Source organism: Curtobacterium sp. 1544 (genome assembly GCF_040544915.1).
Taxonomy (GTDB): Bacteria; Actinomycetota; Actinomycetes; order Actinomycetales; family Microbacteriaceae; genus Curtobacterium; species Curtobacterium pusillum_C.
On the sequence record NZ_JBEPKX010000024.1, the window covers coordinates 1 to 24,875 of the forward strand.

Below are 24,875 nucleotides of genomic sequence, written 5' to 3' on the forward strand. Positions count from 1 at the left end.
TGCCACCCCGCGCCCCTGGGGGTGGGGGGCCCACCGCTTTTTTTGGTGGGGCACACCCCCCCCCCCTGGGGCGGGGGGGCGGGGGGGCCCCCCCACGGGGGGGGGGGGGGGGGGCCCCGGGGCCCCCCCCGCCTCCAGTCAGAGAGGTGGTCGCGGACTACTCCGCGGCCTCCGCGGGGGTCTGCGCGACGCCCGCCGTGAAGGCGGAGAGGTCGACGTCGTCACCGTTGGAGTCCTTGACGGTCACCTTGGCGAGGACGGTCGCGACGGCCTTCGAACGGGCCACCTCGCCGACCATGCCCGGGATCTGCCCGTTCTGGTCGATCACCTTGATGAACTCGCCCGGCTCCATGCCGTACTGCGCAGCAGCCTGGATGAGGTACTGCGTGAGCTCCTCCTGCGAGACCTGGATCTCTTCCTTCTCGGCGATCGAGTCGAGGAGGATCTGCGAGCGGAAGGCCTTCTCGCTGGACTCGGAGACCTCCTTGCGGTGCTCGTCGTCCTCCAGACGGTTCTCCTGCTCGAGGTGACGGTGCACCTCGTCCTCGATGAGCTTCTCCGAGATCGGGATGTTGACGTCCTCGATGAGCTTCTCGACGAGCTTGTCGCGAGCCGCGGCGCCCTGACCGAAGGTCTTGGACTTCGCGATCTGCTCCCTGAGGTCCGCCTTCAGCTCGTCGATCGTGTCGAACTGGCTGGCGATCTGCGCGAACTCGTCGTCGGCCTCGGGGAGTTCGCGCTCCTTGACGGCGGTGACGGTCACGGCGATCTGGGCGATCTCGCCTTCGCGGTCGCCACCGACGAGCTTCGACTCGAAGGTGGTGGACTCGCCGGCGGTGAGGGACTCGAGTGCCTCGTCGACACCCTCGAGCAGGTCGCCCGAACCGATCTCGTAGGAGACGCCGGTGGCCGAGTCGACCTCGTCGTCGCCGATGGTCGCGGTGAGGTCGATCTGCGCGAAGTCACCCGTGGTCGCCGGACGGTCGACCGTCACGAGCGTGCCGAAGCGGGTGCGGAGGTTCTGCAGCTCTTCTTCGATCTCGTCGTCCGACACCTCGACGGCGTCGACGGTGAGCTCGTACTTGTCGTACTCCGGCAGGTCGAACTCCGGACGCACGTCCACCTCGAAGGTGAGGACGAGGTCGCCCGTGAAGTCCTTGACGTTCGGGAGCTCGGAGACGTCCGCCTCGGCACGGCCGAGGATGCGCAGCTCCTGCTCCTCCACCGCCTGGCGGTAGAAGTTGTCGATCGCGTCGCCGACGGCGTGGTTCAGGACCTCGCCGCGGCCGACACGCTGGTCGACGATCGCCGGCGGGACCTTGCCCTTGCGGAAGCCGGGGATGTTGATCTGCTCGGCGATGTGCTTGTACGCGTGGTCGATGCTCGGCTTGAGATCTTCCGGCGTCACGTTCACGGTGAGCTTGACGCGGGTGTCGCTCACCTTGTCGACGGTGCTGGTGGCCAAGGGATGTTCTCCTGTTGGTTGACGTTCGTGTGGTCCTGGTCGGGGCGACAGGATTTGAACCTGCGACCTCCCGCTCCCAAAGCGGGCGCTCTACCAAGCTGAGCTACGCCCCGTTTGACTGAGCCAGGGTGTCCGCGCGCGCCGGACGGGCGCACGGGACGCCGATGAGTCTAGCGGTCCCCCGGCGCACGGTTCCCGGCAGGTTCGGAGCCGTCGTCGCCGTCGTCGAGTGCGCGTCGTCGCAGGCCCTTCCGCCACTGCACGCCGACCGCCACCTGGACGCCGAGCGCGGCCACCACGAGGAGCACCCCGACGACGATGCGCCAGACGTGCAGGAGCGCGTGCGCGGGCTGCCCCTGGGGATCCCCGAACAGCTCCGGGCGCATCGAGAACACGACCGCGGCGAGGACCACCAGCACGTACGAGACGACCCGCGACCGTTTGATCCGCCGGGCATCGGCGTCGGTCGGTGGGAGCGTCACACGGGGTGGCATGTCGGTGCTCGTTCGTCCGGTACGATGGTCGGGCTGCGACACGTGCGCAGCGCGGGGATGTAGCTCAATGGTAGAGCCCCAGTCTTCCAAACTGGCCACGCGGGTTCGATTCCCGTCATCCCCTCCACCTCCTCCGTCGGCTTTCACGGACCGCCGAGTTCGAGGGTCACGGTCGGCACGTCTCCGAGTTCGACTCCGGCACGCTTTCGTTCAGCGGCCCGCAACGGCACGAGGTACCCGCCGTCGTTCGGGAAGAGCGAGGTCGTCCACGTCACCCGGCCGATCGTCACCCGTGCCGGGATCACGCCCCAGCCGTAGGTCAGCATCGGTGCGAGCTCGTGGATGACCTCAGCAGCGTCCGGAGGCACGACCGCGTAGAAGAACGGCGCCGGCCCGCGCCACTCGATGACCTCGCCGCTGAACTCGAGTTCCACGCCGCGATCGTACGACCCGTGCCCCTCGCACGGTGCGAGGAGTCGCGGACACTGTGCGAGGTTCCGCCCAGCGTGCGAGCCCGCGCCCCTCGCACGATGCGCGGAACCTCGCACACTGATGCCCTCGCACGCTGATGCCCTGCCCAGCGACCCACGAGGAGCGAGGCGCGAGACGGACGCGCCCCGCGCCTCCAGGCCGATGCCGAGGAGACGCGGGGCGCGAGCCGCCGCTGCGGGCGCGACGTCAGTGGTACGTCGCGGCCTGCCCGTAGAGCTTCTGCGTCATGGCGGAGACGTAGGCGGACTCGTCGCCTCCCGGCAGGTTGTACGTCATGAACACGCCGTAGCCGTCCTGCACCGTGCGCTGGGCGAGCGACACCGCGGTGGACTGCGCCGTGTTCTGGATGTCGACCGCGGCCGGGGACAGCGCGCTCTTCCCGAGGCCGGGGATCGACGGCGCCGAGTACGAGCCGTAGTACGGGTTCCAGGCGTAGTTCAGCTTCGAGCCGATGGTCGAGCTCGACGACGACAGCGAGGACGCCGCCGGCCCGATGTTGTAGAACGACAGCAGCTTCGAGGGCATCTGGGCCCGCAGCGCCGTGATGAGCCAACCGATCGACTGCTGGTTCGGCTGCGGGGTGCCGTTCGTGCCGTAGTCGGCGTACTCGTCGTCGAGGTCCACCCCGTCGAGCCCGTACTTCGTGACGGTCGCGGTGACCTGCGACGCGAAGTCCTGCGCAGCCGCCTGGGTCGGGAAGTTGGCGATGCCGGCGCCCTGGTGGTTGCCGAGGATCGACAGCGAGACCTTGATCCCCTTCGCCTGCAGGGGCTTGATCTGGGTGGCCGCGGCGTCGAGCGTCGCCTGCACCTTGTCGTTGTTGTACAGGACGGCCTTCGACCCGTTCCAGTTGATGTTGGCGGCGAAGATGATCGCGACGTCGAACGCGTTCGCGCCGTTCGCCAACTGGTACCGGCCGACGTTGGCGAGCTGGTCGTTGTTGACCTCGACGTACGCGATGCTCGTCGGACCGGACTTGGTGGCAGCGGTCGCAGCCGGGGCTGCGGTCGCTGCGGACGGCACGAGCGGTGCCGCCACCATCGCGGCGATGGCCGCCACGATCCCGAACTTCATGGACTTCTTCATGACACTCCTCTTCGAGTGATGAACCGGCCGGCGGTCGCCGACCGGGAGCCGCCGCCGGGACACCCGAAGTCCCGGCGGCGGGGTCTCAGGCGCGCGAGTACCGGAAGGTCCGGACCTCGTACGCGTCGACGGCGAACGACGACGCATCGGTGTCGGTCGACGGTTCCTCGAGCAGGGTGACCTCGGTGACGGGACCGAACGGCCCCTCGACCGAGATCCGACCGGTGCCGCGGCGTCCGCTCGGCTCGTAGACCCGCACGATCAGGTCGCCCGACCGGTCGTCCGCCATCTTGACGCTCGACAGCACGACGTCGCCGGACACCTGCACGAGCGGGTCGAACCCGTGGTCACCCGTCACGGTGCGCGGACCGGCGTTCATGACCACACCGGCCGCCGTCGCTCCGAGCTGGTCGGTGCCGATCACGATGCCGTACCGGTGTGTCTGCACGCCCTGGTCGGTCTCGGGGTCGGGGAACCGCGGCGCCCGCAGCAGCGAGAGCCGCACGGTCGTGGTGACGTGTCCGTCGACGGCGTCGCGGGTGGTGTCGAACCCGTGGATCGAGTCGTTCACGAGCGCGACCCCGAAGCCCGGCTCCGAGACGAGGACGTAGCGGTGCATGGACGTCTCGAACTTCGCGGCCTCCCACGAGGTGTTCGTGTGCGTCACCCGCTTCTGCGCCCCGAACTGCGTCTCGGCGACGGTGTGCTCGGCGCGGACGTCGAGCGGGAACGCGACCTTGAGGAACTTCTCGGTCTCGTGCCAGTCGGTGGTCTGGTCGAACTCGAGCGTGCGGGAGCCCGGTGCGAGGAGGATCTCCTGCCGCACGGTCGAGTCGCCGAACGCACGCTCCACGACGATGCGCGCGACACCGTCCGCGTCGACCGAAGCCTGCAGCCCCGTGACCGACACGAGGTCCTCGACCCGGTTCCGGTAGTACCGGTCGACGTCCCACGCGTCCCACATGTTCGGGAAGTCCTGGTGCACCTGCAGCAGGTTGGCCGCCTGTCCGGCGGCGATCGCCTCGCGCCCGGTGGCCAGGTCGACCGCGCTCGTCACGAGTCCACGACCGTCGACGACGACCCGGACGAGGTCGTTCGCCAGCACGTAGCCGCCGTCCTGCTCGGCGAGGGTGACTGCGGTCGCCTCCGGCACGTCCGTCGCCACGATCGCGCCCTGCGCGGGTGCACCGGCCTGGAGGAACGGGGCCGGGTTGACGACGACCGTCGCGTCGCCGGGGCCGGCCAGTGCCGACAGCGCCGACTCGATGATCGCAGTGAGCGCAGCGGCCGTCTCGGCGTACTTCGCGACCGCTTCGCGGTGCACCCAGGCGATCGAGGTGCCGGGCAGGATGTCGTGGAACTGCTGCAGCAGGACCTGCTGCCAGAGGGCGTCGAGCTCGTCGTACGGGTAGGCGAACCCGGTACGTGCGGCAGCGGTCGTCGCCCAGAGCTCGGCCTCGAGGAGCAGCTGTTCGCATCGGCGGTTGCCCTGCTTGGTGCCGTGCTGGCTCGTCAGGGTCGCACGGTGCAGCTCGAGGTACAGCTCGCCGACCCACACCGGCGGGTTCGGCAGCTCGGCCTTCGCGCGGTCGAAGAACGCGTCCGGGTGCTCCCAGCGGACCTTCGCGCTGCCCTCGAGATCGGCAAGGCGCGCGGCCGTCCCGGTCATCTCGCGGGTGGTGCCGCCACCGCCGTCGCCCCAGCCGACGGGTGCGATCGACCCGGTGGCGAGTCGGTTCTCGCGGAACTGCCGGGAGGCCTTCGCGACCTCGCTGCCCGACAACCGCGAGTTGTAGGTGTCCATCGACGGGAAGTGCGAGAACACCCGTGACCCGTCGATGCCCTCCCACAGGAACGTGTGGTGCGGGAACTTGTTCACCTGGTTCCACGAGATCTTCTGCGTGAAGAACCACTCGAAGCCCGCACGGCGCATGAGCTGCGGCAGGGCCGGCGAGTACCCGAAGCTGTCCGGCAGCCAGACGCCCTTCGGCCGGATGCCGAACTCCCGCTCGAAGAACCGCTGGCCCTGCGAGAACTGCCGGACGATGCTCTCGCCCGTCGGCATCACGGTGTCGGACTCGACCCACATGCCACCGATCGGCAGGAACCGGCCGGCCTCCACGGCTGCCCGCACCCGGGCGTAGACCTCGGGCCGGTGCTCCTTGATCCACGCGTACTGCTGCGCGCTCGACATGCCGTACAGGAAGTCGTCGGTCTGGTCGATGAGCTCGGTCATCGTCGAGGTGGTGCGGGCGACCTTGCGGATCGTCTCGCGGACGGGCCAGAGCCAGGCGGAGTCGATGTGGGCGTGCCCGACGGCGGAGATCGTGTGCGCGGAGGCCTCGGCCGGGGCGGCGAGCACGTCGGCGAGCGCCGCTCGGGCGTCGCCGGCCGTCTCGGCGATGTGCTGCAGGTCGAGCCGGTCGAGTGCGTCGTCGAGCGCCTGCAGGATGCGCATCCGACGCGGGCCCTCCGGCAGCTCGGCCTGGAGTTCGAGCAGGACGTCGATGTCGAGGGCGAGTTCGTGCACCTCGGACTCGAACACGGCGAGGTCCATCCGGCGCGAGGTGTACAGGCGCTTGGACGACGAGGTCTGGATGTCGCCCTCGTGCGTGACGAGGAAGGGGTGGTAGTCGAGCAGGACGGGGTTCGACGCCGCCTCGACGAAGAGCTCGACGGTCTCGCCGCCGACCGCTTCCTCGGCGACGAGGACCCACTGGTTCCGGGGGTTGATCGACTTCACCGGGGTGCCGTCCGCGAGGTACACGAGTCCCTCGCACTGGAACCCCGGCATGTTCTTGTCGAACCCGAGGTCGATCACGGCCTCGATCCGACGGCCGGCCCACTCGGGCGGCACGGTCCCGGACAGGCGGAACCAGGTCGTACCCCACGCTACGCCCCACGTCGTGCCCACCTCGTACGGCGTGAACTCGAGCGCGAGCCCCTCCGACGGCGGGATCGGCTCCCCCGGCAGCTCGTGCCACGCCGTGTCGAGCGGCGTCGCCGTCGCGTGCACGGCCGGCAGGATCCGTTCGTCGAGGACGCGTCGCGCCCGGCCGGTGGTGAGGGGGATGTCGTCGTGCATGGGGACCTTCCTGGAGGGGAGGGCCGGCGTCGGTGCCGGCGGGACGGGCGGGTGGTGCGGTCAGGCCATCGTCGCCGGGTGGGCGACCGACAGCAGGGCGGTGGCGGCGTCGTCGGGGACCTCGACGCACCGGGTGATGCCCCGTGCGGCGAGCAGGGCGTCGTCGCCGACGCGGGAGCGCAGGACGACCTGCGGCCCGCGGCCGTCCGGGGCGCTCTCGGCGAGTGCGAGCCAGGCGGCGGCGAACCGGCCTCCGGGGGCACTGTCGGCCCGGACTCCGTGCCGGGGTGCGCCGTCCGGTCGCACGTCGTCGAGGACGAGGGCGGTCGACGGCGGGGCCACCGGGGTGGCGGTGCCGTCGCGGGCCGAGCGGGCGAGCGCCGCGAAGGCCTCACCCGCGGGCTTCAGCCGACCGTCGTTCGTGAACAGGCCGAGGTCGTACTCGAGCTCAGGGAAGTCCGCGAGGGACCGGGAGACGTCGTGCGAGCACCACCACGTGACCCCGAGCACGTGCTGCGCGTCGAGGACGTGTCGGATCGTCTGCTCGGTGAACGAGGCGGCGTCGGCGGGCTCGACCACGTTCGTCGGGGCACCGACCTCCTGCAGCCAGTTCGGCCGCGCGGGGTCACGGTTCCACGCGGCGGCGAGCTGGAGCAGGTACTCGCCGTGCCGGACCGATCCGGGACCGAGTGCGCCGTGCAGCGCCGCCGAGCCGTTGAACACCCACGAGTGCGTGACCGTCGCGTCACCGTGGTCCGCCGCGTGCTCCGGGCCGAAGGGCTGCGCGTCGTCGTACCAGGCCGCGTCGTACTGCGCGACGGTGACCAGCGGCCCTGGACGCGACGCTGTGCCGGACGCGGGCGACGGGGCGGAGTCGCGCCGCGCCTCCAGACCGTCGCCCAGCCCACGCCGGGCGGCGGCGACCATCGCCGCCGCCCACGCGTGTCCCTGCTCCGCGGTGGTGTCGTGCGGTGCCGGGTGCGGCGCGTGCGCGAACTGGTTCACCTCGTTGCCGACGGTGATCCCGAGCAGGTTCGGCTTGTCGGCGACGATCGCCGCGAGCGCCTCGACGTACGCCGCGGTCGACGCGACGACGTCCGGGTCGGTGAACATGTTCCGCCGGTGCCAGCTCTCCAGCCACGACGGGACGAAGTCGAAGCTCGACAGGTGTCCCTGCAGTGCGTCGACGTTGACGTCGAGCCCGAAGGACCCCGCGATGTCGACGACCGTCGCGACGTCCCGCAGCGCCGACTGCCGGATGAGCGTCCGGTTGGGCTGCACGACCGGCCACAGCGGGAAGATCCGCACGTGGTCCGCGCCGAGCGAGGCGATCTGCTCCATGTCCCGCGCCGTGTCCGACGGTGAGAAGTCGAGCCACGAGTGGAACCAGCCGACCGACGGGGTGTGGTTGACGCCGAAGCGCATCAGCCCTTCACCCCGCCCTCTTCGACGCCCTTGAAGAAGAAGCGCTGCAGGATCGCGAAGATCACGGCGATCGGGATGAACGCGATCATCGTGCCCGCGGCGATCATGCGCTGGTCCGTCGCGAACGTGCCCTGCAGGTACTGCAGGCCGACGGTCAGGGTCAGCTTGTCCGGGGACTGCAGCACGATGAGCGGCCAGAGGAAGTCGTCCCATGCTCCGATGAACGAGAAGATCGCGATGACGGCGATGGTCCCCTGCACGGCGGGCAGCGAGATGTACCGGAGCCGTTGCAGGGCGTTCGCGCCGTCCATCACGGCGGCCTGGTCGATCTCCTCGGGGATCTGCCGGAACGCGTTGAACATCAGCAGGACGTTGAGCGCCGCGATCATCCCGGGGAGCGCGACGCCGACGAGGGAGTCGGCGAGGCCGAGGTCCTTCACGGTGACGAACTGGGAGATGATCGTCGCCTCGCCCGGCAGCACCAGGGTCGCCAGGAAGAGGCCGAGCACCGCCTTGCGGAACCGCCACTGCAGCCGCGCGAGGGCGAAGCCGGCGAGGGTGGCGAACAGGATGTTCCCGAGCACGTCGATCGCGGCGACGACGAGCGAGTTGCCGATGTACCCGAAGACCGGGATCGCCTCGCCGACCCGGAGGTAGTTGCCGAACGTCGGCTGCGTCGGGATGAACGACGGGTTCGCCGTGTAGATGTCCTCACCGGTGCCCTTGAGCGAGGTGGACAGCTGCCAGAGGAACGGGCCGATGGTGATGAAGAGCACCACGACGAGCAGGACGTAGCGGAGCACCTTCTCGCGGGTGGACATGACGCCCCACGCGGCTCGGCGCCGCTTGCGGGGCGGCCTGGAGGCACGGCCCGCGTCCGTCGCGCCGGCCACGTCCGGTGCGGGTGCGGCTGCGCCGGCGGCGCCCCCGAGGGCGGGTTCGGTGGTCGAGGTCGTGTTGGTCACTTGTCCGCCTTGCTGTTCATCCGGGCGAGGGCGAGCATCGGGATGAGCGTCACGACGAAGAGCAGGAGGCTCAGGGCGGACGCGTAGCCGAGGTTGCCGGTGAAGCCGCGGGCGTACTGCTGGATGAGCATGACGAGCGAGTTGTCCTGCCCGCCCGGTCCGCCGGTGCCGTTGGTGAGGATGTAGAGCTCGCTGAACACCCGGAGCGCACTCACGCAGACGAGGATGCCGACGAGCGTCATCGTCCCCCGGACGCCCGGCATGGTCACCGACCAGAACCGGCGGACCGAGCCGGCGCCGTCGAGCGCCGCGGCCTCGTGCAGGTCCTTGCCGACGTTCCCGAGGGCCGCCAGGAAGATGATCATGTAGTACCCGAGGCCCTTCCACACCGTGAGGCTGATCGCGCTGAACACCAGCAGCCACCGGTCGGTGAGGAACGGGATCGAGCTCTGGACGATCCCGAGGTGCTGCGCCATCTCGTTGATGACCCCGCGGTCGTCGAGGATCCAGTTCCAGATGAGCCCGACGACCACGGCGCTGGCGATCACGGGCGTGTAGTACGCCGTCCGGAAGAACGCGATGCCGGGGAGCTTCCGCTCGACGAGCACCGCCATCAGGAGCGGCAGGACCGTCAGGAGCGGCAGGCACACCGCCATGTAGATGACGCTGTTGAGGAGCGCTTCCCAGACCTGCGGATCGGCGAGCAGCGTCTCGAAGTTCTGCAGGCCCACCCACTGGCTCACGCCCCCGAGCGGGCTGGCGTTCGTGAACGACAGCCGGACGGTGTTGATCGACGGCCAGAGGCTGAAGGCGAGCAACCAGACGAGCGCCGGCAGGACGAGCAGCCAGGGCGTGAACCAGCGGTTGGCGCGCATCAGCTGTTCGCCAGCAGGCTGTTCATCTTGGTCTGCGCGGTCTGCAGGGCCTTCTCGGGGGTGGTGCCGCCCTTCATCGCCAGCGCGATCTGCTGGTCGAGGAAGTCCGTCATCGCCGAGTTCGCCTCGACCGGGTTGAGGTTCTTCGCGGTCTTCAGGGCGTCGTTCGCGAGCACGCGGGCCTTCGCCTCGACGGTGCCGTCGTCCTTCGAGAAGTACGGGTCGGACTGCGACGAGGTGGTCGACGGGAAGATGTTGACCAGGTGCGCGAAGGCCTCCTGGTTCTTCGCGTTCGTCATGAAGGCGGCGAGGGCCTCGGCGGTGGCGATGTGCTTGCTCTTCGCGCTGACGCTCAGGCCCTGGACGTACAGCGGCGGGTTGTCGAGTGCCGACGAGACGATGATGTTGCCCTTGAGCGACGGGTTGTTCTTCTCGAAGTCGCTGATCGCGGTGGCGCCGCCGGTGGTCCAGGCGACCTTGCCCTGCGTGAACAGGGTGGAGTTGCCGAGGTAGTCCGTGTTCAGGACCGACGAGGGCATGAGGCCCTCCTTGTAGGCCTTCGCGTACTTCGCGATGAGGTCCGCGGCCTTCGACGAGTTCGCGAAGGTGAACTTCGTGCCCTGGTCGTTGATGATCTTCACGCCGGCGAGCGAGAAGTCCGACAGGCCGGGCTTGCGGCTCATCAGGTAGTCGTCCGGGCACTTCTGGTGCATGGTCTCGGCCTGCGTGAACAGCTCGTCGGTGGTCTTCGGCGGGTTCGCGGGGTCGAGGCCGCACTTCTGGAACATCGTCTTGTTCCAGTAGTCGACGTCGGTGTTGAGGTACCAGGGGTACCCGAAGGTGCCGTCGACGCCCTTGTAGTTGTACGCCGCCAGCGCGCCCTTGACGTAGGTGCTCGAGAGCTTCGAGTCGTCCTTCGCGACGTCTTGCAGGAAGCCGCGCTTCGCGAGGGGCAGGGCGATGTCCGGCGGCAGGTTGATCACGTCGGGCAGGGAGTTCGAGGACGCCTGGCTGAGGACCTTGTCGGCGTACCCGTCGCCGGGCTGGTCGACGAGCTTCACCTTCGCGTCCGGGTACTTCTTCTCGAAGTCCTTGATCACACCGTTGAGGTAGTCCGTGTAGGTCGGGGTCAGTGCCCAGGTCTGGAGGGTGATGGACCCCTCGACCTTCCCGCTCCCGCCGTCGCTGCCCGAGGCGTTGCCGCCGCTCGAGCACGCGGTCAGTGCGAGGGCCGTGACGGCCGCTCCGGCGAGGAGCGCCACGGCGCGTCCCGTCGTCCTGCGTGTGGTGTTCTTCATCGCTCGTGACTCCTTCGTCGTGCGACGGCTGCTGCTTCGTCGCGCTGCCGATGCTGCTGAACCGGTTCAGTTCCCGTTGCCGAACCGGTCGAATGCAGCGATGTTTGCGAACTAAAGCGCTATAGTCAAGTCCGTGGCCAAGAACCGTCGCACGACGATCGCCGACATCGCCGCTCGTGCCGGCGTGTCCATCAGCGCGGTCTCGTTCGCGCTCAACGACCGCCCAGGAGTGTCCGACGAGACCCGCGCCCGGGTGCGTGCCGTCGCCCGGGAACTCGACTGGCAGCCGCACACCGCCGCCCGCGCACTGGGCGGCGCGAAGGCGGGGTCGATCGGTTTCGTGCTGAACCGGCCGGCCAGGACCCTGGGCACCGAGTCGTTCTTCGGCGACCTCATCTCCGGCATCCAGCTCGGGCTCGCCGGCACCCACGTCGGCATGAACCTCCTCGTCGCCCGTGACGCCGCCGAGGAACTCGACACCTACCGGGACTGGTGGCGCGGACACCGGGTCGACGGCGTGATCGTGATCGACCCGCGGCGCGACGACGAGCGGCTCGCACTGCTCGCCGAGCTCGGCATGCCGACCGTGGTCGTCGGGTCACACCCCTCTGCCGAGGGCGCGGCGCCGAGCGTGTGGATCGACGACTCCGACGCGACGGACACCGTCCTGCGGTACCTGCACGCGCTCGGGCACCGGCGGATCGCGCACGTCGCCGGGCGGCCCGAGTTCGAGCACACGGCGATGCGGATCGACCGCGTCCGGGCGTTCACCGCCACCGAGGGGCACGAGGGCTCCGGGTCCATCCCGACCGACTACTCCGCCGAGGCCGGCGCGAACGCGACCCGCACCCTGCTCTCGCGGCGCGTCCGCCCCACCGCGATCGTGTACGACAACGACGTGCTGGCGGTCGCCGGCCTGGGCGTGGCGAGCGAGATGGGCGTCGCCGTCCCGGGAGACGTCTCGATCGTGTCGTTCGACGACTCGGCGATGGTGCGGCTCGTCCGCCCGTCGATCACCTCGTTGACGCGCGACACGGTCGAGCTCGGGCAGCGCGCGGCGACACTGCTCCGCGAGCAGATCGACGCCGGGTCGCCGCTGCCGTCCCGCCCGGGTCCGTCGCTGACGCTCAGCGTCCGTGAATCCACGGGTCGCGCCACCCCCTGACGCGGCGCGCCCCCTCGCACGGTGCGACGGGTCGCCCACACGGTGCGAGGTTCCGCGCACCGTGGGACGCCGCGCGCCTCGCACCATGCGCGGAACCTCACACACTGCCGCGGCGCCATGCGCGCGCAACCCGCGCACCCCGCGCACCTCGCGCCGACACGCCGATCGCCGATCGCGCGTACGCACGATCGGCGCGCCCGACTTGACGCCGATTCGAACACACGTTCGAATACCTTCGTGGGACGGCGTCGCGAGAACCGGTGGCAGCCCCCGGAACACCCGGAGGTCGAACGCCCGCGCGCCTACTCCCTGTCGGAGGACGCCCGCGGGCCCGACGTCTGCCACGCCGTCACCCCCGTGCCGGTGTGGGCGTGGATCCAGTTCCCCACCTTCCACGTCCGCGTGAAGGCCTTCGCGAAGAGCTGGACCCGCGACGCCGTGATGGTCGAGTGGGCACAGTTCGGGCAACAGGCGAACGCGTGGGTGTGGCGGTCGGCCGTGAAGCACCGCACCCTCCGCGCCGACATCGACAGGCGCAGTCCGGAGAACGCACCACATTGACTTCGTCGGACATCACGAGGATCGTTTACGGAGCACCGGTACAGCAAGTAACTCAACGATCGAGGCATTCGATCCGAGTGCTGGGACTGGGAGGAGGCACCATGAAGAAGAGCGAGGTGCCGTCCTGGGTCGCCCACGTGCTCACCCCACCCGAGGTCATCGCGGCCTACGTCGAACGACGGGTCAACGATCCGGCGTTGCTGACGGGTGAACACACGGAACCCACGTACGCGGACTTCCTCCGCGACGAATAGGCGGTCTTACTGGAGGCACGGATCACGTTCCGGATTCACGGAACGAGATCCGTGCCTCCTTTTCTCATGCCCCGCTCACGACGGGCGGACAGCGTCACGCCCACGCTCGCCGCGGTGACGCACGCGAGTGCGACGATCTCGAGCGGCGCGAGTCCCTCGTGCAGGATCAGCAGGCCCGCGAGGGCCGCGATCGCCGGCCCGAGGCTCTGCAGCACCCCGAAGACGCGGGTCGGCATCCGCCGGAGCGCGAGCATCTCGAGCGCGTACGGCAGGACGCTCGACAGCACGGCCACGGCACCGAACACGACGAGGAGCACCGGTTCGCGGACGACCCCGTCGACGGCCGCCCCGAGCCCGAACGGCAGCGACACGACCATCGCCACGAGCATCGACACCGCGAGGCCGTCCACCCCGGGGATCGCGGCGCCCACGTGCCGGTTCATCACGATGTAGCCCGCCCAGCACGCGGCGGCGAGCACGGCGAAGACGACACCCCCGACCGCGGTGACCGCTGCAGGCCCGACCCCGAGGAGCACGACCCCGGCGAGTGCCAGGACCGCCCAGAGGACGTCACGCCAGCGTCGGGTGTGCACGAGCGAGAGCGCGAGGGGGCCGAGGAACTCGATCGTCACCGCGACGCCGATCGGGATGCTCGCGAACGCGATGTAGATGAAGACGTTCATGCCGCCGAGGGCCAGGCCGAGTCCGATCGCCCCGAGCCACTGCTCCCGGGTCCAGTGCCGGACGTGTGGGCGCACGACGAGGGCGAGGACGACCGCGCCGATGACGAGCCGGAGCGTCGCGGCACCGACCGAGCCGACGTCGTCGAACCTCGTCTTCGCGATCGCGGCCCCGACCTGCACGGAGACCATCGCGGCGAGCGCCAGGAGCGGTGCCGGGACCCGGTTCACCGGCACGCCGTGTTCATCGGTTCCCCGTCACCCGAGGTAGGCGAGCACGGCGAGGACGCGGCGGTGGTCCTCGCCCGTGTCCTCGAGCGTGAGCTTGCCGAAGATGCTGGAGACGTGCTTCTCGACAGCGCCGGTGCCGATGACGAGTGCGCGGGCGATCGCGGCGTTCGTGCGCCCCTCGGCCATGAGCCCGAGGACCTCGCGCTCCCGCGGGGTGAGCGCCTCGAGCGGGTTGCGGCGACGGCTCATGAGCTGCGTGACGACCTCGGGGTCGAGCACGGTGCCGCCGGCGGCGATGCGGCGGACGGCGTCGTCGATCTCCTCGAGCCGGGTGACGCGGTCCTTCAGCAGGTAGCCGATGCCGGTCGCGCCGGACGCCAGAACGTCCTCGGCGTAGGTGGCTTCGACGTACTGGGACAGCAGGAGCACGCCGGTGCGCGGTGCCAGGCGTCGGGTCTCGACGGCGGCGCGGACGCCCTCGTCGGTGAAGGTCGGCGGCATCCGGACGTCCATCACGACGACGTCTGGGGCGTGCTCCGGCAGCGTCGCGAGGAACGAGTCGGCGTCGGAGTACTGCCCGACGACGTCGATGCCGGCCTCGTCGAGCACGCGGGAGAGCCCTTCGCGCAGCAGGACGGCGTCGTCGACGACGACGGCCCGGATGCGTGCTGCATCCGGGCCGTCGCTCATGCCGACCAGCCTAGTGGGAGCGGTGGCGCTCCCGTGGTGTCAGGCGCGCGCCGTGGGCACCCCGTTGAGCGCACCGAGCGGGATCCGCGCGGTGGCCTCGGTCGGGCCGCCCTCGGGGCTGGATACCGTGAGTTCGCCGTCGAGGGCACGCATCCGGCCCATCAGCCCCTCGATGCCGTGGCCCTCCTGCGGGCGAGCACCGCCCCGGCCGTCGTCCGTGACGCTGAGCGTGAGGTACCAGAGGCCCGACGCGTCCACCACGAGGCCGAGGTAGACCCCGGCGGTCGAGGCGCCGGCGTGCTTCGTGGTGTTCGTGAGGAGCTCGCTCACCGTGAAGTACACGTTGCGCTGGATCTCCGTCGCGAGCTCGAGCCCCTCGGGCAGGCGGACGTCGAGACCCACCGGGATCGGCGTGCGGGCGACGAGCGCTTCGAGGGCGGCGACGAGCCCGCGGTCGAGCAGGATCGGCGGTGCGAACCCGCGGGACAGGGCACGGAGTTCGTCGAGGGCGTCCTTGGCGTGCTCCGATGCCTCGCCGATGAGCTGCTTCGCCTTCGCCGGGTCCTTGTCGAACGCGCGCTCGGCGGCGGAGAGGTCCATGCGGAGCCGGACGAGGCGCTGCTGCGGACCGTCGTGCAGGTCGCGCTCGATCTGGCGGAGCGCCTGGCCCTCGGCGGTGACGGCACCGGCACGGGAGGCCTGCAGCCCGGCGACGCGCTGCTCGAGCTGCTCCGCGCGGAAGCCGCCGAGCAGGCCGAAGTCCACCCAGTAGTGCGCGATGACGGAGCCGCGCGCCCAGAGCGGGAAGAGCGCGACCGAAGCGGCCATCGACAGCAGGCCGACGAGACCGACGCCGGCCACCAGACCGATGTCGGACGACGAGAAGTACCCGGTGCTCGCACCGTTGACGAGGAACACCGCGCCGAGGATGAGGGGCCACACGAAGCCGGCGAGCAGGACGACACCCGCGCCGACGGTGACGAGCGCGACGAGCGGGTACACGACCGCGGCGTGCAGCAGGTACAGCCAGTAGTGCGGGTTCGCGACAGCCGAACCCGTGCGGGTCCACCAGTTCTGCTGCCAGCGGGGCGTCCAGTCGACCGGGCGGATCGGACGCTTGTCGGCCCACCCGATGCGGAGCTTCTCGAACTGCCCGAGCCACCGCGCGACGAACAGCGCGATGAAGAACATCAGGAGGACGAACGGGTTGAAGAGGTCGCGGAACCCGCCGCCGAAGATCGCGGCGGGGAACGCGGCGTACAGCGTGCAGAGCAAAACCGCCGTCAGCGCCATGTACCCGAAGTCACGCGGCAGGCGCTTCCAGGCCTCGCGGTAGAACGCACCCGCGGTCATGCCGGACCCGGCACCGGCCCCTCCGCCGCTGACGGGAGGCGTCGCGCTCCACGAGGCCGGGGGCGGCCCCGACGGCGTGCGGTCGTCCTGCTGCGGCTGCGGCTGCGTCGACATCGGTTCGGTGGCTCCTGGTGGCACGGAGTCGTTCAGGGGGACGGTCTCGGCCTGGTCGAGGCGGGCGGTGTCGGTCATGACATCAAGCCTCGCGATTCCGGGCTCGTCCCCCCATCCTGCCCTCTCCCGAACCCGTGGTGGGGTTATCCCCCGCATCCGCGTACCCTGCAGGGCATGCAGGACATCACGGGGGTTCGGGTGGTCTCGGCTGCGGCCACGGTCGGCGCACTGGTCTTCGGCGTGCGGGGGCTGGTCGGCAGCCTGCCGTTCGCGTTCGGTGTGCCGCAGTCGGTCCTGCTCGTGGCCACGGTGATCGGCGGTCTCGCGGGCGTCGTCGTGCTGATCGGCGCCGTCCGGGCACGCGATCGCCGGGCGCTGGCGATCGCGGTCTCCGTGCTCGCGTTCGCGCTCGCGTGGATCGCCCCAGGGCCCGTCGGCTCGGCGCTGTCCTTCGTCGCCCAGGCCGCGCTCGTCGCCTTCGGGCTGCTCACGGTGTGGACCGCCCGCGGCGTGCAGCGCACCCTCGGGTGGGTCGTCACCGTCGCTGCGGCGCTCTGGTTCGTGGTCGGTGTGCTGATCCAGACGGTGGTCCCGCTGTCGACCTCGCAGGAGTTCCTCGTCGTCGCGTTCGCGATCCCCGGCCTGCTCCAGGCCGTCGCCTACCTCGCCGCCGCGGTCCTCGTCGCGGTCCCCCTCCTGCGCACGCTCGGCGCAGGCGCCGGCCGCCTCTGGGACTCCGCCGAGGTCCGCTGACCCGTTCTCCACAGAACGCCGCACGGCCCCCGGAATCGGACGCTCAGCATGCCAGCGTCGTCGCATGGGCGATGCGCTCCGGACACTGATCGATGCCGCCGGACTCGTGGTGCACTACGGCCACGAGGTCCTGTCGGACGACGACCGCTGGACGCTGGACCTCGATGCATCCGTCGGCTCCGTGTGGGTCGCGTGCTCGTCCGGCACCGACGTCTGGATCCGGCAGGGCGACGAGGTCGACCTCGTCCGACAGGGCACCGCGGCGCTGTTCGGCCCGCAGGGAGCCTTGACGATCGGGACGGACCTCGACCGCGCCCCGCCGCCGACCTCGGACGGCGGGTTCTTCGGCCCGACCGGTGTCCACACGGGCACTGCGACGTTCGGCCCGTTCGGCGCGGAGGCGTTCCCGCTCCCCCGTATCGCCCGGACGCACCCGCTCGATGCTCCCCACGACGACGTCCTCCGCACCCTCGGCCACATCGAGACGATGTCCGGCGCGCGGTGGTGCGAGGCGCTGCGGGACGTCCTCGCGACGGTGGCGGTGACCGCGGTCCTCCGCGACAATCCACCCGCGTTCCTGGCCGACCGCAGCATCGCACGCTGCATCGACCGGCTCGTCGACGCCGACGTCCCGGTGCCGATCGACGAGCTCGGCCGCGGTACTCGCGTGTCCGCGAGCACGATCCGGCGGCGGTTCCGGACGACGACGGGCTGCTCCCCCGAGCAGCTGCGCCGCTGGTTCCGATCGTTCCCGGTGCGCGCCGCCCTCGCCGACGGAACGGACCCGGCAGTGGTCGCCGGCCGGTTCGGGTACAGCACGGTGAGTTCGATGCGACGGGCGCTCGAACGGGTCCGCGCACCGGACACCCACGTTCCGTCCGCGTTCTGACCGTTCCGGTTCACGGATCCCGAGGATCGCGAACCGGAACGGTCAAACGCGAAAACGAATGTGTCTCTCCGCCGCCGACGCCAGGGGTCAGGACGACAGGGACGCCAGGCGAGCGGTGCGGCGCTCCGCCTGCTCCACGGGGTCCGGTACCGGTGCGGCCTGGACGAGCCGGCGCGTGTACGGGTCCCGGGGATCGCGGAGGATGGCGTCGCAGGTGCCCTCCTCGACGACGCGTCCTCCGTGCAGCACGACGACCCGGTCGCACAGCGTGTCGACGACGGCGAGGTCGTGCGTGACGAACAGGCATGCGAAACCCAGGCGCTCCTGGAGCTCCCGGAACACGTCGAGCACCCGTGCCTGCACCGAGACGTCGAGCGCACTCGTCGGTTCGTCCGCGATGAGCAGCGCCGGGTCGAGTGCCACGGCTCGCGCGATCGCGACGCGCTGCCGCTGGCCGCCGGAGAGTTCGTGCGGGTAGCGCTCCCGGAAACCGCCGTCGAGTCCGACGTCGTCGAGGAGCCGTTCGACGCGGGACTCCACCTCGGCCGAGGGCAGCCGGAGGATCTGACGGAGCGGCTCGGCCACGGTCTGCCCCAACGTGTAGCGCGGGTTCAGGGAGCGCAGCGGGTTCTGGAAGACGACGCCGACACGTCGCCGCATGGCCTTCCTGGAGGCACGGCTCGCCGCCGCCACGTCCGTCCCCTCGACGACGATGGTCCCGTCCGTGATCGGCGCGAGGCCGATGGCGGCGCGGCCGATGGTCGTCTTGCCGCTGCCGGACTCCCCCACCAGGCCGACGATCTCGCCGCGACCGACGCTGAACGACACGTCGTCGACGGCGCGGAAGCGGCCACGGAGGGCTCCGCCGTACTCGACCACGAGGTGCCGGACGTCCAGGACCGACGACGGTGGCTCCGTGGCGGAGTCGACCCGCTCCTCCAGTCCGACGCTCGTCCCCATCCGTGGGACCGCAGCCAGCAGTTCGCGCGTGTAGTCCGCTGCCGGGGCGGCGAAGACCGCGTCGGCGGTGCCGGTCTCGACCACGCGACCGCGGCGCATGACGACCACGCGGTCGGCGATGTCGGCGACGACACCCATGTCGTGCGTGATGAGCAGGATCGCGGTGCCGGTGCGCTCGCGGAGGGCACGGAGGACGTCGAGGACCTCGGCCTGGACCGTGACGTCGAGGGCGGTCGTCGGCTCGTCGGCGATGAGGAGGTCGGGGTCGGCGGCGAGCGCCATCGCGATCATCACGCGCTGGCACTGCCCACCGGAGAGCTCGTGCGGGTACTGGCCGAGTCGGCGCTCGGGCTCGGGGACCTCCACGGCGCGCAGCAGCTCGAGCGAGCGCTCGCGCACGGTGGGCCGGTCGGCGGCGGCGTCGGCACGGCGGACGGCCTCGGCGAGCTGGAACCCGACGGTGAACACGGGGTTCAGGGCGGCGGACGGGTCCTGGAAGATCATCGAGACGCGGCGGCCGCGGACGGCTCGGAGGGTGCGCTCGTCGGCGCCGAGGACCTCGAGGTCGCCGAGCCGGATGCTTCCGGAGGCGCGGGCACCCTCGGGCGCGATGCCCATCGCGGTCATCGCCGTCATGCTCTTGCCGGAGCCGGACTCCCCGACGACCGCGACGACCTCGCCGGCCGCGACCGTGAACGAGGCGTCGTCGACCGCGCGGACCTCGTCCCCGTCGACGTCGAACGTGACGGTGAGGTGCTCGACGGTCAGGACGTCGCTCATGGGGTCTCCGATCGGGTGGTGTCGTCGCGGGCGGCCTTGAAGGCCTCCCACTCCTCGAGCATCTTGCGGTGGTAGCCCTGCAGCCACTGCATGTAGTCACGGCCGTTGAGCAGGCGCTCGCGGACCTCGGCGTCGACGTCGCCCGTGCCCGTGCGCCCCGCTGCCTCGACGACGGTCAGGCCGCGGCCGATGATGTCGCGCTGCCGGTCGAGGTACTTCCGCTCGCTCGCCAGCCACGATCCCCAGACGTCCGCCTCGGCGCGAAAGTAGTGGCTGCGCTCGCCGGGGACGATGTGCCGCTTCACGAACCCGGAGTCGACGAGCCGGCGGGTGGCCATCGAGACCGAGCCCGAGCTCGCGCCGAGTGCTGCCTGCAGGTCGGCGGAGGACGAGTGCGGCGCGCGGGTCATCATGAGGTAGCCGAGGACCCGGGCGTCGGTGAGGGGCATGCCGGCGCCGTCGTTGAGCATGAGGGCGAACTCCTCGACGAAGGCCTGGCGCTCGGGTTCGAGGACGACGTCGTCGACGCGGACCGCGTCGGCGCGCACGTCGTCGCCGCGCACGCCCGTGCCCTCGGCGCTCACGGTGCCAGTCCCGCCGCGACCTGGGGCGACTCGGACGGGATCGCCCAGGGTTCCTCGGTCATGCCGCCGCCGGCGCGGATCCGGCGGACGGAGCCGTCGGCGTCCCGCTCGTACGTGATGTCCTCGTCGATGGACCCGAACCGGTTCCCGTGGGTCATCCGGAGGGTGTCCGCGTCGACCACCTGGAGTCGGGTCGGCGTCTCGAGCGGCGCCGGTGCGGAGGGGTCGAGCTCGAGGAGTCGGTCGCCGAGGCGCGCGATGTCGCTGACGCCCCAGGGGTTCGCGAAGCGGCCGGTGAACGTGTCGGTGTCGACGTCGTCGGGCACCGGGGTCCCCGGGGCGTCGGCGTCGGCCGCGGCGTCGAGCAGGGTGATGATCGCGGTGGCGATGAGCGTCGCGGGACCGGCCGCCGCGCTCGTCAGCACGGAGACGACGAGCCCGGACGCCGGGTCGAACAGCGACTGGGTGATGTGGCCCGGGAAGCCGCCGGAGTGGCCGCGGACCTCGCGCCCGCCGATCCGGTCGACGATGAACCCGGCGCCGTAGCCGCGGGCCGCCGGGTCCTCGGTGGCGCTCCACGCCTTGCGCTGGGCGAGTCGCTTCGAGTGGTCGTCGAGCAGGGTGCCCTGGCCGATGACGTGCTGCGAGAAGTACCGCACCAGGTCGGATGCGGTGCCGTGGAACCCGGTCGCCGCGGCCATCGCACGGGTGTCGACGTGGTCGATGCGCTGCCGGGACCGGGCGGTGTGGAAGCCGGTGTACCCGACCACGAAGTCGTCGGCACGGGCGGGGTCCCAGTCCGGTCCGGTGTTGCGGAGGCCGAGCGGTTCGGTGATCGACTCGCGGACGAAGTCGTTGTAGGACTGCCCGGAGACCGCTGCGATGACGAGCCCGAGCAGCGAGTACCCGAGGTTCGAGTAGTTGAACGACGACCCGGTGGGGACCTTCTGCCCACGGTCGAGGACGAGCGCGAGCAGCTCCTGCTCGTCCGGGAACGGGCGGAGCAGCGACCAGTAGTCGCCGTCATGGCCGTCCCGGATGACCCCGGCGCCCATCTCCATGAGCTCCCGGATCGTGGCGCCGGCGAGCGGGGACCCGCCCTCGACGAGCGCCGGGACGTAGGTGCCGACGGTGTCGTCGAGGCGGAGCGACCCGCGTTCGGCGAGCTGCAGGAGCGCGGTCGCGGTGAAGGTCTTCGAGTGCGAGGCGATGCGGAACAGGTCCGTCGTGGTCAGGCGGCGGCCGGCCTCGACGTCGGCGTAGCCCCAGGCCTCGTCGAACAGCACCTCGCCGCCGTACCCGATCGCGACCTGCACGCCGGGGACCCGGAGTTGCCAGACCTTGTACGACACCCAGTCGTGGATGTACGGCAGGGTCTTCCGGTAGGCGGCGAGGGTGTCGGTCACGGTGGTCCTTTCGAGGGGCGGTGGTTCGAGTCTGGCGCGTCAGCGTCGTCGTGGGTCGAGCGCCGCGCGGAGCGTGTCCCCGAGCGCGATGACGGACAGCACCGTCACGGCGAGGAACACCGCGGGTGCGATGAGCATGTGCGGTGCCCGGAGGAACTGCGACGTGGCGGCGGAGAGCTGCAGTCCCCAGGAGATCGCCGGACTCTCCAGCCCGATGCCGAGGTACGTCAGCGACGACTCCGACACGATGACCCCGCCGACGGTGATGGTGGCGAGGACGAGCAGCGGGGAGATCGACGACGGCAGCACGTACCGCGTGGTGATCCGCCACGTGGACAGCCCCATCGTGCGGGCGGCCAGGACGAACTCGGCGTTCCGGACGCTCCGCACGCTCGACCGCACGAGCCGGGCCATCGTCGGCCACCCGAACAGCGCGAGCACGAGCGACACGGTCAGCACCGAGCGCTCCCCCACGCTGTTCAGCACCACGACGGCGCCGAGCAGGAACGGGAAGCCGAGGAACACGTCGGTGAGCCGGGCGAGCACGGCGTCCACCCAGCCGCCGACCATGCCCGCGACGGTGCCGACGACGACGGCCACGACGCCCGCGAGCACGGTGGTGAGCAGTGCGACGGCGATCGACGACCGGGTGCCGTAGACCACGTTGGCGTACACGTCGCAGCCCTGCAGGTCGTAGCCGAACGGGTGCCCGGCGGTCGGGGACGCCCCGCTCCGGCCGAGCTGGCACACGCGGGGGTCGCCGTGGCCGAAGAGACCGGCGAACACCGACGGGAACACCGCGACGAGCAGCACGATGACGAGCACCCCGGCCGGCAGCCAGAAGCCCGGCTTCCGGACCGCGGCGCGCAGCGGGCGGCGCTTCGTGACGACGGACGGCTCGACGGTGGCGCCGATGGCGGAGGTGGTCATGCGGAGGCTCCCGTCCGGACGCGCGGGTCGAGGGCGGCGTGCAGCAGGTCGACGAGCACGCTCGTGACGAGGAACACCAGGATGAGGGCGGTGGAGATGCCGACGACGACCGCGCCCTCGTGCGACCGGATCCCCTGGAACAGCAGGTTGCCGACACCGGGCAGGTTGAAGATGCCCTCGATGATCACGGTGCCGCCCATCAGGTAGCCGAGGTCCGTCGCCAGGTACGTCGCCGTCGGGATGAGCGAGTTGCGCATCACGTGCACGCCGACGATCCGGCCCGGTGCCAGGCCCTTCGCCCGGGCGGTCCGGACGAAGTCGGCGTCGAGCGTCTCGATCATCGAGGTCCGGGTGAGCCGCGACACCGCCGCCAGGCCGAACAGCGCGATGACGAACGCCGGCAGCACGTACGCCTCCGGCCAGCCCGCCGTCACGCCGGCCACGGGGAACCAGTGCAGGCGCACCGAGAACACGAGCTGCAGGGCGACGCCGAGCACGAAGACCGGGATCGCACCGACGACGATGGTGCCGACGAGCACCGTCTTGTCGAGGACCGTCCCGCGGCGGAGCGCCGACACGACCCCGAGGCCGATGCCGAGCACGATCTCGAGCGCCCACGCGGTCAGCGCCAGGGTGATCGTGACCGGCCACCGGGACGCCATCTGCTCCCCGACGGACTGCCCGCTGAAGTCGGTGCCGAAGTCCCCGCGGAACAGCCCGCCGACGTACTGCACGTACTGCAGCCAGAGCGGCTGGTCGAGGTGGTACTCGGCCCGCAGCGCCCGGACGACCGAGTCGCTGAGCGGCCGGTCCCCACCGAGCGCCTTGATCGGGTCGCCCGGCAGCGCGAACGTCATCGCGTAGATGAGGAAGGTCACGCCGAGGAAGACGATGACCAGGCCGCCGACCCGTCTGCCGACGGCGAGCGCCGGACGCATCACGCGCCTCCAGGCCGACTCGTGGTGACCAGTGACGGACTGGAGGCGCGACTCGCGCCCGCCACGTGACTCGCGCAGGCGAGGATCGCCCCGAACTGCACCCCCACCAGTTTGCGGATCGGGATCGGTTCGGCGCCCGTGGCCGCGTCCGCCTGCCAGGTCGCGTACCGCTCCACCAGGCGGTCGCGCAGCCGTCGCACCGGCGCCGGCGCGGTGCCGGCCGTCGTCTCCGCCTCGAGCGCGCGGAGCAGCATGCCGCCGTAGCGCAGGCGGAAGCACCGGACGAGGTCCTCGCACCCGAAGCGTTCGGCGACGGTGGCCATCCGATCGGCCGGCTCCCGGTCGGCGCGGGCGTGGTCGGTCGCCGGGGTGGCGGTGAGCATCGGGATGAACGCCCGCGAGCCCTCGAGGAACGGCGTCTCGATGGTGAGCATCGGCGACGCCTCGTCGAGGATCGCCTGCAGCTCCGTCCCCGACGCCCCGAGCTCGTCCGCGCACCGGCGGAGGAGGTCCGCGTAGGACTCCGCCGTCGGGGTCTGGTCGTCGGCGTCCGGGTGGCTCCAGTACGGCAGCTCGGCCACCATGCACAGCGCACCGTGCCGCATCGCCCACGCCGCGCTCGACGCCCCGTGGATGTGCTCGCCGGGGTCGACGCCGAGGCCCTCGAGGTACTCGTACGCCGTCTCGATGCCGTCCATCGCGAACACCGCCGGGGCGAGCTCCCGCAGGTACGGCGACTCGGGCTCCCCGGTGTCGAGCGGCAGCCCGAGCGCCGCGGGCACGGCGTGCAGGGTGTCGATCACATCGGGGAGGTCCTCGGACAGGTAGTAGTAGACGCCGCCCATCTCGCCGTTGTGCAGGCTGACGAGCAGGTCCGGCTCGGTGTCGTCGATGAGCCGCATGAACGCCAGGGTCTCCGGCAGCACCTGGTCGAAGTACACCGACTTGTACGCGTTCGGGAACGTCCACTCCACCTGGCTGTCCGGGGCCGGACGGTGGAAGTGCCGCGAGTAGAACACCCGGTCGTGCGGGTCGTGGAACCAGGCCTCGTTCAGCCGCATGCCGTCCGGGTCGATCGTCGGGACGACGTGCCACGTGACGTCGAGCTCCGCCGATCCGCCCTCGGCCGCCCACGTCGCCAGGTGCAGCGCCGTCCACGAGCCGATCGGTTCGTTCGGGTGCACGCCGCCGACGATGACGGCGGCGTGCGACCCGGACCCGATCCGGTAGGAGTGGAGCGGTTCGCCGAGCCTGCTCGTGCCGATCCGGGTGACCGTGACCTGCTCGGGGTGGGCCGCGGCGAGCGCGTCGAACCGGGCATGCAGGTCGTCGACGAGCGGGAAGCCGTCGTGGTCGGGGACCTCGGCGACGAGCCGGAGGACGGAGTCGGTGTCCATGTGGA

Annotated in this window: 23 protein-coding genes and 2 tRNA genes; 6 read left to right on the plus strand and 19 right to left on the minus strand. The window is 70.9% G+C overall.

Annotated elements, in window-relative coordinates; all coding sequences use genetic code 11:
• Positions 1 to 157: 157 nt before the first annotated feature.
• The 3 genes from tig to ABIC61_RS13410 all read right to left on the minus strand — a co-directional run bounded on the left by tig (position 158) and on the right by ABIC61_RS13410 (position 1,959).
• Positions 158 to 1,465: a trigger factor gene (gene tig / locus ABIC61_RS13400; protein ID WP_354030299.1), complete on the minus strand. Its 1,308-nt coding sequence runs from the start codon at positions 1,463 to 1,465 to the stop codon at positions 158 to 160.
• A 36-nt stretch (positions 1,466 to 1,501) separates the two neighbouring features.
• A tRNA-Pro gene (locus tag ABIC61_RS13405) sits at positions 1,502 to 1,578 on the minus strand.
• A 57-nt stretch (positions 1,579 to 1,635) separates the two neighbouring features.
• Positions 1,636 to 1,959, minus strand: a complete 324-nt coding sequence (locus tag ABIC61_RS13410) for a hypothetical protein (RefSeq protein WP_354030300.1) — start codon at positions 1,957 to 1,959, stop codon at positions 1,636 to 1,638.
• Positions 1,960 to 2,012: 53 nt separating this feature from the next.
• Here ABIC61_RS13410 and ABIC61_RS13415 point away from each other — a divergent pair.
• A tRNA-Gly gene (locus ABIC61_RS13415) sits at positions 2,013 to 2,086 on the plus strand.
• A gap of 16 nt (positions 2,087 to 2,102) precedes the next feature.
• Here the strand turns inward: ABIC61_RS13415 and ABIC61_RS13420 are convergent.
• The 7 genes from ABIC61_RS13420 to ABIC61_RS13450 all read right to left on the minus strand — a co-directional run bounded on the left by ABIC61_RS13420 (position 2,103) and on the right by ABIC61_RS13450 (position 11,185).
• Positions 2,103 to 2,393 carry a DUF1905 domain-containing protein gene (locus ABIC61_RS13420; protein WP_354030301.1) on the minus strand — a complete coding sequence of 97 codons (291 nt, stop codon included), beginning with the start codon at positions 2,391 to 2,393 and terminating at the stop codon, positions 2,103 to 2,105.
• A 244-nt stretch (positions 2,394 to 2,637) separates the two neighbouring features.
• The gene (locus ABIC61_RS13425; RefSeq protein WP_354030302.1) at positions 2,638 to 3,537 is read right to left on the minus strand and encodes an endo-beta-N-acetylglucosaminidase H; all 900 of its coding nucleotides are present in this window, start codon (positions 3,535 to 3,537) and stop codon (positions 2,638 to 2,640) included.
• An 85-nt stretch (positions 3,538 to 3,622) separates the two neighbouring features.
• A complete protein-coding gene (locus tag ABIC61_RS13430) occupies positions 3,623 to 6,622 on the minus strand; it encodes an alpha-mannosidase (protein WP_354030303.1) in 3,000 nt (999 codons plus the stop codon).
• Positions 6,623 to 6,682: 60 nt separating this feature from the next.
• Entirely contained in the window at positions 6,683 to 8,047 is a 1,365-nt protein-coding gene (locus ABIC61_RS13435; RefSeq protein WP_354030304.1) for a glycoside hydrolase 5 family protein, read from the minus strand.
• A complete protein-coding gene (locus ABIC61_RS13440; RefSeq protein ID WP_354030305.1) occupies positions 8,047 to 9,012 on the minus strand; it encodes a carbohydrate ABC transporter permease in 966 nt (321 codons plus the stop codon). Before ABIC61_RS13440 ends, ABIC61_RS13435 begins: the two co-directional genes overlap by 1 nt.
• Complete coding sequence (locus ABIC61_RS13445; protein WP_079238565.1) at positions 9,009 to 9,887, minus strand: carbohydrate ABC transporter permease; 879 nt, start codon at positions 9,885 to 9,887, stop codon at positions 9,009 to 9,011. The genes ABIC61_RS13440 and ABIC61_RS13445 overlap by 4 nt, the downstream gene beginning before the upstream one ends.
• Complete coding sequence (locus ABIC61_RS13450; RefSeq protein ID WP_354030306.1) at positions 9,887 to 11,185, minus strand: ABC transporter substrate-binding protein; 1,299 nt, start codon at positions 11,183 to 11,185, stop codon at positions 9,887 to 9,889. Before ABIC61_RS13450 ends, ABIC61_RS13445 begins: the two co-directional genes overlap by 1 nt.
• Before the next feature lie 133 nt (positions 11,186 to 11,318).
• Here ABIC61_RS13450 and ABIC61_RS13455 point away from each other — a divergent pair, with 133 nt between their 5' ends.
• The 3 genes from ABIC61_RS13455 (at position 11,319) to ABIC61_RS13465 (ending at position 13,165) form a co-directional block, all read left to right on the plus strand.
• The gene (locus ABIC61_RS13455; protein ID WP_354030307.1) at positions 11,319 to 12,350 is read left to right on the plus strand and encodes a LacI family DNA-binding transcriptional regulator; all 1,032 of its coding nucleotides are present in this window, start codon (positions 11,319 to 11,321) and stop codon (positions 12,348 to 12,350) included.
• A 237-nt stretch (positions 12,351 to 12,587) separates the two neighbouring features.
• Positions 12,588 to 12,911 carry a hypothetical protein gene (locus tag ABIC61_RS13460; RefSeq protein ID WP_079238562.1) on the plus strand — a complete coding sequence of 108 codons (324 nt, stop codon included), beginning with the start codon at positions 12,588 to 12,590 and terminating at the stop codon, positions 12,909 to 12,911.
• A 101-nt stretch (positions 12,912 to 13,012) separates the two neighbouring features.
• Complete coding sequence (locus tag ABIC61_RS13465; RefSeq protein ID WP_156794738.1) at positions 13,013 to 13,165, plus strand: hypothetical protein; 153 nt, start codon at positions 13,013 to 13,015, stop codon at positions 13,163 to 13,165.
• A 35-nt stretch (positions 13,166 to 13,200) separates the two neighbouring features.
• On the opposite strand, the gene ABIC61_RS13470 is transcribed toward ABIC61_RS13465, so the two are convergent.
• Genes ABIC61_RS13470 through ABIC61_RS13480 form a run of 3 tightly spaced genes read right to left on the minus strand, consistent with a single transcriptional unit; the run spans position 13,201 to position 16,311 of the window.
• Positions 13,201 to 14,082 carry an EamA family transporter gene (locus ABIC61_RS13470; protein WP_354030308.1) on the minus strand — a complete coding sequence of 294 codons (882 nt, stop codon included), beginning with the start codon at positions 14,080 to 14,082 and terminating at the stop codon, positions 13,201 to 13,203.
• Positions 14,083 to 14,103: 21 nt separating this feature from the next.
• Positions 14,104 to 14,766 carry a response regulator transcription factor gene (locus ABIC61_RS13475; protein ID WP_354030309.1) on the minus strand — a complete coding sequence of 221 codons (663 nt, stop codon included), beginning with the start codon at positions 14,764 to 14,766 and terminating at the stop codon, positions 14,104 to 14,106.
• Between the two features lie 39 nt (positions 14,767 to 14,805).
• Positions 14,806 to 16,311 (minus strand): sensor histidine kinase, encoded by a 1,506-nt coding sequence (locus ABIC61_RS13480; RefSeq protein WP_354030310.1) that lies wholly within the window; start codon positions 16,309 to 16,311, stop codon positions 14,806 to 14,808.
• Positions 16,312 to 16,407: 96 nt separating this feature from the next.
• Here ABIC61_RS13480 and ABIC61_RS13485 point away from each other — a divergent pair, with 96 nt between their 5' ends.
• Positions 16,408 to 16,986, plus strand: a complete 579-nt coding sequence (locus ABIC61_RS13485) for a hypothetical protein (RefSeq protein WP_354030311.1) — start codon at positions 16,408 to 16,410, stop codon at positions 16,984 to 16,986.
• Positions 16,987 to 17,050: 64 nt separating this feature from the next.
• The gene (locus ABIC61_RS13490; RefSeq protein ID WP_354030312.1) at positions 17,051 to 17,875 is read left to right on the plus strand and encodes a helix-turn-helix domain-containing protein; all 825 of its coding nucleotides are present in this window, start codon (positions 17,051 to 17,053) and stop codon (positions 17,873 to 17,875) included.
• An 87-nt stretch (positions 17,876 to 17,962) separates the two neighbouring features.
• Here ABIC61_RS13490 and ABIC61_RS13495 read toward each other — a convergent pair whose 3' ends face one another.
• Genes ABIC61_RS13495 through ABIC61_RS13520 form a run of 6 tightly spaced genes read right to left on the minus strand, consistent with a single transcriptional unit; the run spans position 17,963 to position 24,870 of the window.
• Entirely contained in the window at positions 17,963 to 19,615 is a 1,653-nt protein-coding gene (locus ABIC61_RS13495) for a dipeptide ABC transporter ATP-binding protein (RefSeq protein WP_354030313.1), read from the minus strand.
• Entirely contained in the window at positions 19,612 to 20,178 is a 567-nt protein-coding gene (locus tag ABIC61_RS13500; RefSeq protein ID WP_354030314.1) for a GbsR/MarR family transcriptional regulator, read from the minus strand. The genes ABIC61_RS13495 and ABIC61_RS13500 overlap by 4 nt, the downstream gene beginning before the upstream one ends.
• A 17-nt stretch (positions 20,179 to 20,195) precedes the next feature.
• A complete protein-coding gene (locus ABIC61_RS13505; protein WP_354030315.1) occupies positions 20,196 to 21,605 on the minus strand; it encodes a serine hydrolase domain-containing protein in 1,410 nt (469 codons plus the stop codon).
• Between the two features lie 39 nt (positions 21,606 to 21,644).
• Positions 21,645 to 22,535, minus strand: coding sequence for an ABC transporter permease (locus ABIC61_RS13510; RefSeq protein ID WP_354030316.1), 891 nt, complete (start codon positions 22,533 to 22,535; stop codon positions 21,645 to 21,647).
• Positions 22,532 to 23,473: an ABC transporter permease gene (locus tag ABIC61_RS13515; protein ID WP_144754880.1), complete on the minus strand. Its 942-nt coding sequence runs from the start codon at positions 23,471 to 23,473 to the stop codon at positions 22,532 to 22,534. Before ABIC61_RS13515 ends, ABIC61_RS13510 begins: the two co-directional genes overlap by 4 nt.
• Positions 23,473 to 24,870: a M14 family zinc carboxypeptidase gene (locus ABIC61_RS13520; protein WP_354030317.1), complete on the minus strand. Its 1,398-nt coding sequence runs from the start codon at positions 24,868 to 24,870 to the stop codon at positions 23,473 to 23,475. The genes ABIC61_RS13515 and ABIC61_RS13520 overlap by 1 nt, the downstream gene beginning before the upstream one ends.
• Positions 24,871 to 24,875 lie beyond the last annotated feature (5 nt).

What these genes read in the sequence shown, in the direction of transcription:
- ABIC61_RS13480 (WP_354030310.1), bottom strand. Translation starts at nt 16,311, where the DNA reads ATGACCGACACCGCCCGCCTCGACCAGGCCGAGACCGTCCCCCTGAAC.
- ABIC61_RS13520 (WP_354030317.1), bottom strand. Translation starts at nt 24,870, where the DNA reads ATGGACACCGACTCCGTCCTCCGGCTCGTCGCCGAGGTCCCCGACCAC.
- ABIC61_RS13445 (WP_079238565.1), bottom strand. Translation starts at nt 9,887, where the DNA reads ATGCGCGCCAACCGCTGGTTCACGCCCTGGCTGCTCGTCCTGCCGGCG.
- ABIC61_RS13465 (WP_156794738.1), top strand. Translation starts at nt 13,013, where the DNA reads ATGAAGAAGAGCGAGGTGCCGTCCTGGGTCGCCCACGTGCTCACCCCA.
- ABIC61_RS13485 (WP_354030311.1), top strand. Translation starts at nt 16,408, where the DNA reads ATGCAGGACATCACGGGGGTTCGGGTGGTCTCGGCTGCGGCCACGGTC.
- ABIC61_RS13495 (WP_354030313.1), bottom strand. Translation starts at nt 19,615, where the DNA reads ATGAGCGACGTCCTGACCGTCGAGCACCTCACCGTCACGTTCGACGTC.
- ABIC61_RS13435 (WP_354030304.1), bottom strand. Translation starts at nt 8,047, where the DNA reads ATGCGCTTCGGCGTCAACCACACCCCGTCGGTCGGCTGGTTCCACTCG.
- ABIC61_RS13490 (WP_354030312.1), top strand. Translation starts at nt 17,051, where the DNA reads ATGGGCGATGCGCTCCGGACACTGATCGATGCCGCCGGACTCGTGGTG.
- ABIC61_RS13475 (WP_354030309.1), bottom strand. Translation starts at nt 14,766, where the DNA reads ATGAGCGACGGCCCGGATGCAGCACGCATCCGGGCCGTCGTCGTCGAC.
- ABIC61_RS13510 (WP_354030316.1), bottom strand. Translation starts at nt 22,535, where the DNA reads ATGACCACCTCCGCCATCGGCGCCACCGTCGAGCCGTCCGTCGTCACG.
- ABIC61_RS13430 (WP_354030303.1), bottom strand. Translation starts at nt 6,622, where the DNA reads ATGCACGACGACATCCCCCTCACCACCGGCCGGGCGCGACGCGTCCTC.
- ABIC61_RS13410 (WP_354030300.1), bottom strand. Translation starts at nt 1,959, where the DNA reads ATGCCACCCCGTGTGACGCTCCCACCGACCGACGCCGATGCCCGGCGG.
- ABIC61_RS13515 (WP_144754880.1), bottom strand. Translation starts at nt 23,473, where the DNA reads ATGCGTCCGGCGCTCGCCGTCGGCAGACGGGTCGGCGGCCTGGTCATC.
- ABIC61_RS13425 (WP_354030302.1), bottom strand. Translation starts at nt 3,537, where the DNA reads ATGAAGAAGTCCATGAAGTTCGGGATCGTGGCGGCCATCGCCGCGATG.
- ABIC61_RS13450 (WP_354030306.1), bottom strand. Translation starts at nt 11,185, where the DNA reads ATGAAGAACACCACACGCAGGACGACGGGACGCGCCGTGGCGCTCCTC.